Source organism: Shimia sp. (assembly GCF_049116215.1).
Taxonomy (GTDB): domain Bacteria; phylum Pseudomonadota; class Alphaproteobacteria; order Rhodobacterales; family Rhodobacteraceae; genus Shimia.
In genome coordinates this window covers 124,521-136,984 of sequence record NZ_JAGDZB010000007.1, presented here as the reverse complement: position 1 = coordinate 136,984, position 12,464 = coordinate 124,521, and the positions used below count along the sequence as shown (strand labels likewise).

At 58.9% G+C, this 12,464-nt stretch carries 12 protein-coding genes; 6 read left to right on the top strand and 6 right to left on the bottom strand.

The window, feature by feature from the left end; genetic code table 11:
• Positions 1 to 88 precede the first annotated feature (88 nt).
• Positions 89 to 676, bottom strand: a complete 588-nt coding sequence (locus tag JXR15_RS19395; protein WP_422054843.1) for a hypothetical protein — start codon at positions 674 to 676, stop codon at positions 89 to 91.
• A 304-nt stretch (positions 677 to 980) separates the two neighbouring features.
• Between JXR15_RS19395 and rpe the strand changes: the two genes are divergently transcribed.
• On the top strand, positions 981 to 1,670 hold the full coding sequence (rpe, locus tag JXR15_RS19390) for a ribulose-phosphate 3-epimerase (RefSeq protein WP_422054842.1): 690 nt from the start codon (positions 981 to 983) through the stop codon (positions 1,668 to 1,670).
• A 22-nt stretch (positions 1,671 to 1,692) separates the two neighbouring features.
• On the opposite strand, the gene JXR15_RS19385 is transcribed toward rpe, so the two are convergent.
• The gene (locus JXR15_RS19385) at positions 1,693 to 2,172 is read right to left on the bottom strand and encodes an SH3 domain-containing protein (RefSeq protein ID WP_422054841.1); all 480 of its coding nucleotides are present in this window, start codon (positions 2,170 to 2,172) and stop codon (positions 1,693 to 1,695) included.
• Between the two features lie 155 nt (positions 2,173 to 2,327).
• On the opposite strand from JXR15_RS19385, the gene JXR15_RS19380 reads away from it, so the two are divergent.
• The 4 genes from JXR15_RS19380 to JXR15_RS19365 all read left to right on the top strand — a co-directional run bounded on the left by JXR15_RS19380 (position 2,328) and on the right by JXR15_RS19365 (position 7,191).
• Positions 2,328 to 3,314, top strand: a complete 987-nt coding sequence (locus tag JXR15_RS19380; RefSeq protein ID WP_299424893.1) for a 2-hydroxyacid dehydrogenase — start codon at positions 2,328 to 2,330, stop codon at positions 3,312 to 3,314.
• Between the two features lie 6 nt (positions 3,315 to 3,320).
• Positions 3,321 to 3,872 (top strand): RNA 2',3'-cyclic phosphodiesterase, encoded by a 552-nt coding sequence (gene thpR, locus JXR15_RS19375; RefSeq protein ID WP_422054840.1) that lies wholly within the window; start codon positions 3,321 to 3,323, stop codon positions 3,870 to 3,872.
• A gap of 70 nt (positions 3,873 to 3,942) precedes the next feature.
• Positions 3,943 to 5,724 (top strand): gamma-glutamyltransferase, encoded by a 1,782-nt coding sequence (gene ggt / locus JXR15_RS19370; protein ID WP_422054839.1) that lies wholly within the window; start codon positions 3,943 to 3,945, stop codon positions 5,722 to 5,724.
• A gap of 69 nt (positions 5,725 to 5,793) precedes the next feature.
• Positions 5,794 to 7,191, top strand: coding sequence for an FAD-binding oxidoreductase (locus JXR15_RS19365; RefSeq protein ID WP_422054838.1), 1,398 nt, complete (start codon positions 5,794 to 5,796; stop codon positions 7,189 to 7,191).
• 60 nt (positions 7,192 to 7,251) lie between these two features.
• On the opposite strand, the gene panB is transcribed toward JXR15_RS19365, so the two are convergent.
• Positions 7,252 to 8,061, bottom strand: a complete 810-nt coding sequence (panB, locus tag JXR15_RS19360) for a 3-methyl-2-oxobutanoate hydroxymethyltransferase (RefSeq protein ID WP_422054837.1) — start codon at positions 8,059 to 8,061, stop codon at positions 7,252 to 7,254.
• The gene (panC, locus tag JXR15_RS19355) at positions 8,058 to 8,900 is read right to left on the bottom strand and encodes a pantoate--beta-alanine ligase (RefSeq protein ID WP_422054836.1); all 843 of its coding nucleotides are present in this window, start codon (positions 8,898 to 8,900) and stop codon (positions 8,058 to 8,060) included. Before panC ends, panB begins: the two co-directional genes overlap by 4 nt.
• A gap of 182 nt (positions 8,901 to 9,082) precedes the next feature.
• Between panC and JXR15_RS19350 the strand changes: the two genes are divergently transcribed.
• The gene (locus tag JXR15_RS19350) at positions 9,083 to 11,590 is read left to right on the top strand and encodes a GcvT family protein (RefSeq protein ID WP_422054835.1); all 2,508 of its coding nucleotides are present in this window, start codon (positions 9,083 to 9,085) and stop codon (positions 11,588 to 11,590) included.
• Between the two features lie 52 nt (positions 11,591 to 11,642).
• Here the strand turns inward: JXR15_RS19350 and JXR15_RS19345 are convergent, their stop codons facing one another.
• On the bottom strand, positions 11,643 to 12,041 hold the full coding sequence (locus JXR15_RS19345) for an EF-hand domain-containing protein (RefSeq protein ID WP_422054834.1): 399 nt from the start codon (positions 12,039 to 12,041) through the stop codon (positions 11,643 to 11,645).
• A 60-nt stretch (positions 12,042 to 12,101) separates the two neighbouring features.
• Complete coding sequence (locus JXR15_RS19340) at positions 12,102 to 12,440, bottom strand: carboxymuconolactone decarboxylase family protein (protein WP_422054833.1); 339 nt, start codon at positions 12,438 to 12,440, stop codon at positions 12,102 to 12,104.
• Positions 12,441 to 12,464 lie beyond the last annotated feature (24 nt).

The following is a 12,464-nucleotide window of genomic DNA, read 5'->3' as shown; positions in this document are numbered from 1 at the left end:
TAGATCTNNGGGTCAAAGCGGTTGCCATGTGCAGTGTGTCATTTGTCATAGCTGTCTTGCATCTGTTGCAAGGCGAGTCAGAGTTTGTTTATTTTTCAACAGATTCAATGCGGATGTAGGTGTAACGCTCCGCCTTTTCGTCCTTCGGGCGGGTTTCCACCAGATAGGCAAAGCCAAGTTCCGGCAGGTAGTGAAGCGTTTCTTCATAGCCGTCGTCATCATGGTAGATGCCAATGACGGGCATCATCTCGTAAGTGCAGCCGCCAATGGTGACTTGGGTGCTGGGGCCGAAGATGTGGCTTTCGCGGGTGGTGAGCGTGCCTTCCGAATCCAGCGTGATCACTTCGGTGTCCCACCGGCCATCGGCCACGGGAATGGGCGCGTCGGCAGGTTTGAGCGGGTAAGCGTGCGTGCTGCGGCTGCCAGAGACCACGTCGCCGTCTTCGGTGTCAAATTGCTCCACCACATAGAGGCCTTTGAGCAGCAAGAACCGCGTGCCGTAGTCTTTGCCGTCGTCCCATTCGCCCCGAATGAAATGGGCACCGTCGCGCGTGTAGGTCTCGGTGATGCCGTCCAGATCTGTGAGCCGCACACCGGAGTCCATGTCCGCGAATGTGGGGCATTGGGCAAAAGCCGGCGTGGCAAAAAGGGACAAAGCAAGAGTGGCAGCGCGCATGGGGCCTCCGGATGGTCAAAGGGGCGCTGCGTCAATGCTTAGGCTTTGACAGAGCAACGATACGGGCACTCTGAACCGGAGGGGCGTGCTTTGCCAAGCCCCGGCGGGTGCCAATAACGCTTGTGTTGCGCAGCGTTTGACACACCAGCCAGAACCGCGGTTTTTCCGTATCGCGTGCCCAATTGTGTTTTGCGCTTTCAAAGGCCATTTTGCCGCCAGTTTCGAATCGCCTGACATCAGGTGTTTGGTGGCCTTTCAGGGGCCGCATTCAAAGCCCGGCATAGGTCCGGAAAAGGAGCCCAACATGAGCTTTGATCGCAAAATCAAAATTGCCCCGTCCATTCTGTCTGCAGATTTTGCCAACTTTGGCCAAGAGATCCGTGCGATCGAAGATCAAGGCGCAGATTGGGTGCATGTGGATGTGATGGATGGGCACTTTGTGCCAAACCTGACCTTTGGGCCCCCTGCGGTGAAAGCATTCCGTCCACACGTCAAAACCTTCATGGACGTGCATCTGATGATTGCGCCGGTGGACCCGTACATCGAAGCTTATGCGGAAGCAGGTGCCGATTTGATCACCGCGCATGTTGAAGCGGGCCCACATATTCACCGCACCATTCAGGCGATCAAGGCACAGGGCGTGAAAGCTGGTGTGAGCCTGAACCCCGGTACGCCGCTTGAGAGCATTGAACATGTGCTGGATTTGGTCGACATGGTGTTGATCATGACTGTGAACCCCGGGTTTGGTGGTCAGAAGTTCATTCACTCCGGTGTTGAGAAAACCCGCCGTCTGCGTCAGATGATTGGCGATCGCGAGATCCACATTCAGATCGACGGTGGCGTGACCACTGAAACCGCGCCTTTGGTGGCCGAAGCTGGGGCCGACGTGTTGGTGGCGGGCTCTGCTGTGTTCAAAGGCGGCTCTGTTGATAAGGCCGACGCCTACGGCGAGAACATCCGCGCCATCCGGGCGGCGGCTGAAGCAGCTCAATAAAACGCAAGGTTTTGGGGCGGGATCAGTCGCGGATCTCGTTGGCCTCTACGCCCCAAAGATCTTCTTTTAAAACCCAGCCTTTGTAGCCTCCGGCATTGAGGCGGCACCAGTCTGGGTTGCACTCTTCCAACTTTGCAATCACGCCATGTTCCAGATGAGCGGCTGTGCCAACCTTTTCACCGGGTCGTACGGCCAGAGGCAGCATGTCTTTTTGCACAATCACAGTGCGCACACCCGAAAGCAGGGAGTAGTGGATCCAGCCGCCCGCGCCTTCGATGTCGCGCACGCGGCGCCAGTGGCCGTATTCGGCGGTGATCTGCAAAGGCATGGATTTGCGGGTAAACACCCAGTCAATGCGATGGGTGCGTGAGGGACCGCGTCGCACGTTGGCTTTGGTGGCTTTCAGGGACACGTAGCGCGGCAGTGGCAGGTTGGTGACCGGACCACGCTTTTTCTCCGCCGGTGCCTCTGCGGCGGCGAAGGTTGCAAAGAGCAACAGCATAACTGCGCCCAAGCTCACGAGAGATTTTCGACTCAAGGTGACCATTTTGCCTGATTTTTTCTGCTCTGGTGGCGCTCGCAGGTTCTTGTGCCTGACTGACCTGTGGGGCAGTGTGGCAGCAACGCGCCGAATTGAAAAGCATTGGGAGGCCCTGCATGCCAAAGCAACGTCTGAGTGTTGTCGTTACGCGACGCTTACCGGAAGCCGTCGAAACACGACTGTCAGAACTCTTTGATGTGCGCCTGCGCCATGATGATACGCCGATGAGCCGCGAACAGCTGGTTGAGGCGATGAAAGAGGCGGATGTTTTGGTTCCAACGCTGAGTGACAAGATTGACGCCAATCTGATTGCCCAATCCGGTGAGCGACTGAAGTTGATTGCCAATTACGGCGCCGGCGTGGACCATATTGACGTGGCTTCTGCGCGCCAGCGTGGCGTGCTGGTATCCAACACGCCAGGCGTGTCTGCTGATGACACGGCTGACATGGCTTTGGCCCTGATCCTTGGGGTGACCCGTCGCGTTGGCGAAGGCGTGCAGCGCATGCAATCCGGTGAATGGGACGGTTGGGCACCAACCGCGCTTTTGGGTGGCCGGGTCAGCGGCAAGCGGCTTGGCATTCTTGGCATGGGGCGTGTGGGCACAGCCGTTGCGCGCCGGGCGCAGGCTTGCGGCATGCAGATCCACTACCACAACCGCCGTCGTTTGCGCCCGGAAATCGAAGAGCAATATGAGGCAACCTATTGGGAAAGTCTCGATCAGATGCTGGCCCGCATGGATGTGGTGTCGGTGAACTGTCCGCATACGCCGTCAACTTTCCACCTGCTCAATGCGCGGCGGTTGAAGTTAATGAAGCCGGGATCGGTGATCATCAACACCTCGCGCGGCGAAGTGATTGACGAAAACGCCATGGTGCGGCTGCTCAAGTCAGGCGAGATCGCTGGTGCGGGTTTGGATGTGTATGAGCACGGCCATGAGGTGCATCCTGATTTGCGCGGCCATCCCAATGTGGTGCTGATGCCGCATATGGGGTCTGCCACCGTGGAAGGGCGGATTGAGATGGGGGAGAAAGTCCTCATCAACATCAAGACCTTTGATGATGGGCACCGTCCGCCGGACCTTGTGGTTCCGGCGATGCTCTAAGCCATCATGCGCGCTTTCGTTGGCATTCCGTTGGACGGGCCAGAAGCGGAAGCGCTTCTGGATGTGCAGGGGCGGATTGCCGTAGGGCGCGAGGTGCCAGTGGCCAATCTGCATCTGACATTGGCGTTTCTGGACGATCAGCCGGTTGAAATGCTGGAGGCGTTGCACGAAGAGCTGGAGTTGATCCGGCAGTCGCAGTTTGAACTGCACCTCAAAGGCATGGAAATTTTTGGCGCGCCACGCAGCCGGTCGTTGGGTTTGTTGGCCGCGCCTGATCCGGTGTTGATGGCACTGCAGGCGGATGTGGCGCAGGCGGCGCGGCGGCTCTGCATTGGACTGGAGAAACGTCGGTTTCGCCCGCATGTGACGCTGAGCCGCTTTCGCGATGGGAAGCAGCCGCCCGAGCGGGTGCAAGCGGCGCTGTCGCGGGGCGCCTCACTGGAAATTGATCCCATTCTTGTGAGCGAAATCGCCTTGTATCGTTCGTCTTTGACATCCGAGGGCGCGGTCTATGAGATCCTGAGCAGCTATCCGCTGTTGGTGCAGGGGCTGTCCTGACCTAAGCTGATTTTTAAATGGTGGCCAATACCTTGGGTTGCCGGATTGTCTTTTGGTTTGGGAGTGGGTCATGAAGCGATTTTTATCTGCGGTTACTGTTACTTGCCTGTTGGCATCCATGTCGCTGGCACAGGAGGCAGCAGACAGTGTGGCGCCGGAAGAAGGCTCTGCGCTCGGTATGAGTGTGCCGGTGAGCTTGCAAGAAGCCTTGGCGTCCAAGACGCAGGGCGAGCCCACCAAAGCAAAAGACTGGATGGTTGCGGCAGCGCATCCTTTGGCGGTGGAGGCCGGGTCCGCAGTGCTGCGCGACGGTGGCACGGCGGCGGATGCGATGGTGGCGGTGCAGGCTGTGCTGGGGCTGGTTGAGCCTCAGAGTTCAGGTTTGGGCGGCGGGGCGTTCTTGGTTTGGTATGAGGCCAAAACGGGAGAAGTGACCACGCTGGATGGGCGCGAGACCGCGCCTTTAGCGGCAACGCCGCGGCTGTTTTTGGGGCGCGATGGTGAGCCGCTGAAGTTTTTTGAAGCGGTTGTTGGCGGGCGATCTGTGGGCGTGCCAGGCACGCCGATGTTGATGCAGGAGGCGCATCGCAAGTGGGGCCGCAGCCAATGGCCAAGCCTGTTTGAGGCAGCGATCACCCATGCGGAGGAGGGCTTCACCGTCACGCCACGTATGGCCGCCTCTGTGGCGCGGGATGCGGAGCGCTTGGCGTCCCATCCGGTGACAGCGGCTTACTTTCTGCCCAATGGAACGCCGGTGGCGGAAGGAGAACTTCTGAAGAATGAGAAGTATGCGGCAAGTTTGCGCGCGATGGCATCTGAGGGCGCCGCGCCGTTTTATACGGGCAAGATTGCGGCGGACATTGTGGACGCCGTGCAAGATGCCAACAATCCTGGCGTTCTGAGTGGTGTGGATCTGGCGCTGTATCAGATTAAGGAGCGGCCGGCAGTTTGCATGGACTACCGTGCGCATGATGTCTGTGGCATGGGGCCGCCGTCCTCTGGTGGTTTGACCGTGGGGCAAATCCTTGGGTTGATCGCGCCTTATGACATTGCCGAACTGGGGTCGGACAGTGCGGAGTCTTGGCGGTTGATTGGGGATGCCTCGCGGCTCGCCTTTGCGGATCGGGGCCGCTATATGGCGGACAGCGATTATGTGCCGGTGCCCAGCGTGGGGCTGCTGGAGTCTGACTATCTGGCTGAGCGGGCAAAATTGCTGGACGGCAGTGCAGCTTTGGAGACCGTGGAGCCGGGCGCGCCTGAGTTTGACCATGCGTTGCGCTATGCGGATGGAGAGAGCTTTGCGCAGCCCTCCACGTCGCACATCTCCATTGTCGACAGCTACGGCAACGCCTTGTCGATGACGACGACGATTGAAAACGGCTTTGGCAGTCGGGTGATGACCAATGGGTTCTTGCTCAACAACGAGCTGACGGATTTCTCTTTCCGGTCCCATCGTGACGGCGTACCGGTGGCCAATCGGGTAGAGCCGGGCAAGCGGCCACGGTCTTCCATGGCGCCAACCATTGTGTTGAAAGACGGCAAGCCATCGCTGGTGGTGGGCAGCCCGGGAGGAAGCCGGATCATTGGCTATGTGGCCAAGACCATCATCGCGCATGTGGATTGGGGCATGGATGTGCAGCAGGCGATTGATCTGCCACATCTGGTGAACCGCTTTGGCACTTATGACATTGAGGCGGAAAGCGCCGCGATGGAGTTTGGCGAGCCGCTCACTGGAATGGGCTACAAGGTGAACGCGCGCGACCTCAATTCAGGACTACATGCGATCTCTGTTGGGCGGCGTTTGCACGGTGGTGCGGACAACCGGCGTGAGGGGCTTGCCTATGGCGAATAGCCGCGCTTGACCTTGGGATAGGCCGCGCGTAGCCATGTCTCAAATCATCATGGAAAAGGGGGAGCGCCTATGGGACTGGCAGTGGATTTGCCGCGCAATGAAGAGGGTATTGCGGCGGCTTTGGGTGTGTTGAAACAGCAATTTGGCGAGGCGTTTCACACCGGCCAGTCGATGCGGGAACAGCATGGGCACACCACCACTTGGATCAAAACACAGGCACCAGATGCGGTGATTTTTGCCAAGACCACCCAAGAGGTGAGCGACATCGTAAAAACCTGTGCTACGCATAAGGTGCCGGTGATTGCCTATGGCACGGGCACCTCGCTTGAGGGGCATGTGAATGCACCTGCTGGTGGCGTTTGTATTGATCTGACCGAGATGAACTCGGTTGTGGCGGTGAACGCCGAAGATCTTGATTGTGTGGTGCAGCCTGGGGTGACGCGCGAGCAGCTGAACCTGGAACTGCGTGACCAGGGCCTGTTTTTCCCAATTGATCCAGGGGCCAATGCGTCGCTGGGCGGCATGGCCTCCACCCGCGCCAGCGGCACCAATGCGGTGCGCTATGGCACAATGAAAGACAATATCCTGAGCCTTGAGGTGGTGCTGCCGTCTGGTGAGGTGATCCGCACCGCAAGCCGCGCCAAAAAATCCAGCGCGGGCTATGATCTGACCCGCTTGATGATTGGCTCAGAAGGCACATTGGGCATCATCACCGAGATCACGCTGAAGCTGCAGGGTATTCCTGAGGCGATGTCCTCGGCGCGTTGTTCGTTTGAGACCATTGATGCGGCCTGTCAGGCGGTGATGATGACTATTCAGTATGGCATCCCGGTGGCGCGGATTGAACTTTTGGACACGCTCGCGGTGAAGGCGGCGAATGATTATTCGAAGCTCGATCTACCGGAGCAGCATTTGCTGTTGCTGGAGTTCCACGGCTCGGAAACCGGCGTGGCAGAGCAAGCCGAGATGTTTGGCCATATCGCCGAAGAGGTCGGCGGCACCGGGTTTGAATGGACGCAAAAGGCCGAAGATCGCAACAAGCTGTGGCAGGCGCGGCATGACATGTATTGGGCGGCGCTGGCGTTGCGCCCCGGTGCGAAGGGCATTTCCACAGACGTCTGTGTGCCAATCTCACGTCTGGCGGAATGTGTGACATTGGCTAAGGACAAGGCGGATGAGCTGGGTTTGATCTCCACCGTGGTGGGCCACGTTGGTGACGGCAATTTCCACATGCTGCCGTTGGTGGATATGGACAATCTGGATGAAGTGTCTGCGGCGCAGGGCTATGTCAGCTGGCTCAATGATGTGGCAATCGAGATGGGCGGTACCTGTACCGGTGAGCATGGCATTGGCCAGGGCAAAAAGCCGTATCTGCGCAAAGAGCTTGGCGGCGCCGTGGATGTGATGGCGGCGATCAAAACGGCGATTGACCCGGATGGGATCATGAATCCCGGGAAGATTTTCTAAGCCCGCGTTGGTTGGAGATGAAATGCAAAGCCCCGGTGCAGGACCGGGGCTTTGTTGTCTTTAGCGGTAGACCTCGTCTTCGCTTGGGAAACTGCGGTCTTTGACCTCGTCCGCGTATTGGCTCACTGCGCGCTCGATGGCGGGGCCGAGGTCGCCGTAGACTTTCACAAACTTCGGGGTCCATTCATTGAGCCCCAGCATGTCCTCAAGCACGAGGATTTGGCCGTCACATTCGGCGGAGGCGCCGATGCCGATGGTTGGGATGGGCACCTGTTTGGTGATCTTGGCGGCGAGCGGTTCCACCATGCCTTCCAGCACAATGGCAAATGCGCCGGCCTCAGCCACCGCCTGTGCGTCTTCTTCGTGTATCGCCCAGGTGCCTTCATCGCGGCCCTGAGTTTTGAAACCGCCCATGACGTGGCTGGATTGGGGGGTGAGGCCGATGTGGGCCATCACCGGGATGCCGCGTTCGGTCAGGAAGCGGATGGTTTCTGCCATACGCTTGCCGCCCTCGAGCTTCACCGCGCCGCAGCTGGTCTCTTTCATAATTTTGGCGGCGTTGCGGAAGGCCACGGCAGGGCTCTCCTCATAGGTGCCAAACGGCATGTCCACCACGACCAGCGCTTTTTGGGTGCCACGCACAACAGCTTTGCCATGCATGATCATAAGATCAAGCGGCACGCCGACGGTGCTTTCCATGCCATGCATGACCATGCCGAGGCTGTCGCCGACCAGAATGAAGTCGGCGTATTTGTCGACAATCGCGGCGGTGTGCGCGTGGTAGCTGGTGAGGCTGACAATCGGCTCGCCGCCTTTGCGGCTGGCAATCTGTGGCACGGTGGTGCGGCGGATGGGGGTCTGTGTGCTCATGGTGTGACAACCCTTTGGTCAATCAGAAGAATGTCGCCAAAGGCAACGGAGATCATGATGGCGGTGGGGCCGGCAAGTGGCCCCTCAATGGCATTGAGCGTTTCCGCTGCGACGATGTCCAGTCCGGTGAGAGTGGCGCGGGGCTCGGATGCAATGGTGTTGGTGATGACCTTGTGCAGGTCGACTACGGTGGCACCCGTCGCGGCGGCTTCGGCTGCGGCGAGGGACTGAGACAGCACAAGCGCCGCTTGGCGATCCTCAGCAGAGAGGCGTACGTTGCGCGAAGACATGGCGAGACCGTCTGTCTCACGCACAGTTGGCGCGCCGACAATGGTCAAAGGCATGTGCAGATCCGCGACCATGCGCTTGATGACCTGAAGCTGTTGGTAGTCCTTTTCGCCAAAGACAGCCACGTCGGGCTGCACAATGTTGAACAACCGGGAGACCACGGTGGTCACGCCGCGAAAGTGGCCGGGCCGGACTTCGCCGTGCAGCATGTTGGCAAGCCGGGTGGTTTCCACGATGGTTTCGTCACCGGCCGGGTACATGGTGGTCACTTCCGGCAGGAAGACCAGCGCAACACCCGCCTCGCGTAGCATTGCAAGGTCGCGCTCTTCGTCGCGGGGGTAGGCTTCCAGGTCGGCGCTTTCGCCAAATTGGGTGGGGTTCACAAAGATCGACACCACCACATGGTTGGCCTCGGCCTTGGCGGTTTCCACAAGCGACATGTGCCCCGCGTGCAGAAAGCCCATGGTGGGCACCATCGCGACGGTGTCACCGGCGGCGCGAAGCTCTTTGACTGCAGCGCGGCAATCCGAAATCGAGCGGCAAATACGCATTTCTTGCCTGTCTCCCTTCAAGGTGGTTGTGGGGTGTAATGCCCCCGCTGCGATGCAGCAAGGCTTTTTGCGGCAACGTGGCGTCGCAATTGTGCATTCAAGCGTCGGCTGGACCGTGCGTTTTTGCGCCGTTTCGGTACAGTTTGCGCAAAAGGATTATGCTCAGGGGAGTCGCCTGTCTCATGAAAACAAACGTAAAAGCCCTTGTTGTTGGCGGCGGTGCCGTTGGCACATCGATCGCCTACCACCTCGCCAAAGCGGGTTGGGATGATGTGATGCTGATTGAGCGCGATGAGCTGACGTCCGGCTCCACATGGCACGCGGCGGGCCTCTTGCCGCTGTTCAATATGTCCTATGCGACGACCCACATTCACCAGTATTCGGTCGATTTCTATAAGCAGCTGGAAGAAGAAACCGGCTTGAATGCGGGGTTTGCCGTGGTGGGCAACCTGCGTATGGCGCAGACACAGGAGCGCATGGACGAGTTTATGCTCTATGCTTCAACTGCGGAGACCTGTGGTGTCGCTTACGAGTGGCTCTCGCCGGATGAGATCAAGACGCGCTGGCCTCTGATTAAAACCGACGACCTGAAAGGCGCGCTGTTCCACACCGAGGACGGCTATATCAATCCGGCAGATGTGACCATGGCGATGGCCAAAGGTGCCCGTCAACGGGGCGTGGAGATCGTGCGCAAGATGCAGGCGGATTCGTTCCACTGGACCGGTACCAACTGGGAAGTCAGCTGCACCAAGATGGTGGAGAAAGGCGGCAACCTGGTTGAAAGCGACGAGAAAGTTGTGATCACGGCAGAGCATGTTGTGACCGCGTCGGGCAACCACGCGCAGCGCACCGCCAAAATGCTGGGCATCAAGATGCCGGCGATCCCGGTGGAACACACTTTCATCGTGATGGATCAGGACCCGGAGCTGGTGAAATGGCGTGAAGCAGGCAATCCGGAACATCCTGTGGTGCGGGATGCGGATTCTGAATCTTATGCGCGTGAAGAGCGTGGTGGCTGGATTTTGGGCATCTATGAACACGGTGCGCCAGCGCGGTTTGAGCACGGCGTGCCGGACAGCTTCCGTGCCGATCTATTCCCACTCGATCTCGACCGGATTGCGGAACAGTACATGGCGATGACCGAGCGTGTGCCGTCCTGTGCCGACTCCGGTTTGAAAGATGATTTCAACGGGCCGATTTGTTACACACCGGATGGCAATCCACTGGTTGGGCCGGCGCCAGGTCTGCGCAATATGTGGCTGGCAGAAGGGTTCAGCTTTGGCATCACTGCGGCGGGCGGCACCGGCTACTATTTGGCGCAGATGATGGTCGACGGTGAAGCCGAGATCGACATGGCAAGCCTTGACCCCAAACGCTACAGCAGCAACTGGATGACCACCGAATTTGCCGCGCGCAAAAACGAAGAGTGCTATGAGCACGTCTACATCTTGCACCACCCAGACGAGGAGCGCCCTGCGGCGCGTCCACTGCGCACGTCGCCAGCGTTTGACCGGCAGAAAGCCAAAGGCGCGCAGTTTGGTTGGGTCAATGGCTGGGAACGTCCAAACTACTACGGCCCGCTGGACGCGCCATCCAACTTTGACGAGCAGTCTCGCAGCTTCCGTCGCGGTGGCTGGTGGCAATATGCCGTGGATGAGGCCAAGGCGATCCGTGAGGGTGTGGGCCTGATCGACGCGACGGCGTTTACCAAACATGTGGTCAAAGGCCCCGGTGCCACCCAGTTCCTCGATTGGTTCACCTGTAACAAGCTGCCAAAAGTCGGTCGCATCAACCTGACCTATGCGTTGACGGCGGCGGGCACCACGCGCACCGAATACACCATCGTGCGCAATGGCGAGAATACCTATTATCTTGTGTCCGCAGGGGCTTGGACCGAATATGACGCGGATTTCCTGCGCAAGGCGGCCGAGGACAAGATGGAGGAGTTTGGCTACATCGAGATCCAGGATGTGACCACGCAATGGGGTGTGTTTGCCATTGCCGGTCCAAAATCTCGGGATGTGCTGAAAAAGGTCATCAGCGATGCGGAGCCGGACACCGCACTGTCCAACAAGCGCTTCCCTTGGCTGTCGGCGCGCCAGATCGAGCTGGGCATGTGTCCGGTGAATGCGATCCGTGTGGCCTATACCGGTGAGCTTGGTTGGGAGCTGCACCATCCGATTGAGATGCAAAACTACCTGTGGGATCTGCTGACTGAGGCGGGGACGGAGTTTGACATGAAGCTGGTCGGCGCGCGGGCGCAGAACTGGCTGCGTCAGGAAAAAAGCTACCGCGCCTTTGGCACCGAGCTGGGCCGTGATGCGACGCCTGCTGAGGCTGACCTGCCGCGCTTTATCGACCTGTCCAAAGACTTCCACGGCAAAGCCGAGATGGAAGCGCTGGGCGTGCGGGTGAAGTGTTGTACGTTGCTGATCGACGGGCCGGAAGATGCGGACCCATGGGGCCGTGAAGTGCTTTATACGCCGGAAGGTGAGCGGGTCGGACGTTTGACCTCCGGCGGATACTCGGTGGCGTTTGAGAAGAGCATTGGCATGGGCTACGTCAAGCCGGAGCTGGCGGTGGAAGGCACCAAGCTTAAAGTGAAAATGCTGGACCAGTTGTGGGATGCCACCGTGACCTGCGACAGCCCTTATGATCCAAAAAATGAGACCATCCGTCAAAACGGCTAAGTATCTCAGATCAAAAGAAAGCGCCCCGCCAATGTGCGGGGCGTTTTTGGGTTTAGTATTCGCCTTTGGTGATCACGCCGTCCTTGTCGCGGTCGATCCGGTCAAACCAGCTGCGCAGGGCGGTTTCCATCTCGGAACGTGTCACTGAGCCATCGAGGTTCAAGTCGGTGTTTTCACGGCCCAAGCCGGACACCGCACGGAGCAGCAGGGAGGAGGCGTCTTTGCCAGCAGCCTCTGCGCGAGATTTGTCAAAGGCGGTGTACTCCTCGTTGCTCAACGCGCCGTCACCGTCTGCGTCAAAGGTCTCAAAGATGGTTTTGCGCAGTTCTTCAACATCGCCCCAAGTGATGGTGTCGCCGGAGCCGAAGTTCCAGCTTGAGATGTCAGAAGCCTGTGCGGAGACAGCGGAAGTGCAAGCCAGAAAGCTGGCCAAGACAAGGGTGCGTCGCATGGTGGGTCCAATGTGTTGTGGATCAATTTGAGCCCACCATAAGTGGCGTGTTGCAGAGTGTCAGCCCGCGGAAAGCTCCTCAAAGCATTCCTGTGCTTTTGCGGCATACATCATTGCGGGACCGCCCCCCATCTGGATCGCCATGGCCAATACGTCGGCGACTTCCTCTTTGGTGGCACCCGCGCGCACCAAGGCGTCACAGTGCAACGAAATGCAGGGCTCACAGCGGCTGACCACAGCCATTCCAAGGGCGACAAACTCTTTGGTTTTAACGTCCAGTACACCGCCTTCTTTCACGGATTTGCTCAAACCGCCAAACGCGCGGGCGGTGTCGGGGATGGCTTTGTTCAATCCGCGCAATTGGTTGCGGGTTTCAGAAATCTTGTCGGTCCAGCTCATGGGAATCTCCTTGGTTTGTGCGCA

Coding starts and splice junctions, on each gene's coding strand:
- panB (WP_422054837.1), bottom strand. CDS start 8,061: ATGAGCACACAGACCCCCATCCGCCGCACCACCGTGCCACAGATTGCC.
- JXR15_RS19395 (WP_422054843.1), bottom strand. CDS start 676: ATGCGCGCTGCCACTCTTGCTTTGTCCCTTTTTGCCACGCCGGCTTTT.
- JXR15_RS19345 (WP_422054834.1), bottom strand. CDS start 12,041: ATGCGACGCACCCTTGTCTTGGCCAGCTTTCTGGCTTGCACTTCCGCT.
- thpR (WP_422054840.1), top strand. CDS start 3,321: ATGCGCGCTTTCGTTGGCATTCCGTTGGACGGGCCAGAAGCGGAAGCG.
- rpe (WP_422054842.1), top strand. CDS start 981: ATGAGCTTTGATCGCAAAATCAAAATTGCCCCGTCCATTCTGTCTGCA.
- ggt (WP_422054839.1), top strand. CDS start 3,943: ATGAAGCGATTTTTATCTGCGGTTACTGTTACTTGCCTGTTGGCATCC.
- JXR15_RS19365 (WP_422054838.1), top strand. CDS start 5,794: ATGGGACTGGCAGTGGATTTGCCGCGCAATGAAGAGGGTATTGCGGCG.
- JXR15_RS19340 (WP_422054833.1), bottom strand. CDS start 12,440: ATGAGCTGGACCGACAAGATTTCTGAAACCCGCAACCAATTGCGCGGA.
- JXR15_RS19385 (WP_422054841.1), bottom strand. CDS start 2,172: ATGCTGTTGCTCTTTGCAACCTTCGCCGCCGCAGAGGCACCGGCGGAG.
- JXR15_RS19350 (WP_422054835.1), top strand. CDS start 9,083: ATGAAAACAAACGTAAAAGCCCTTGTTGTTGGCGGCGGTGCCGTTGGC.
- panC (WP_422054836.1), bottom strand. CDS start 8,900: ATGCGTATTTGCCGCTCGATTTCGGATTGCCGCGCTGCAGTCAAAGAG.
- JXR15_RS19380 (WP_299424893.1), top strand. CDS start 2,328: ATGCCAAAGCAACGTCTGAGTGTTGTCGTTACGCGACGCTTACCGGAA.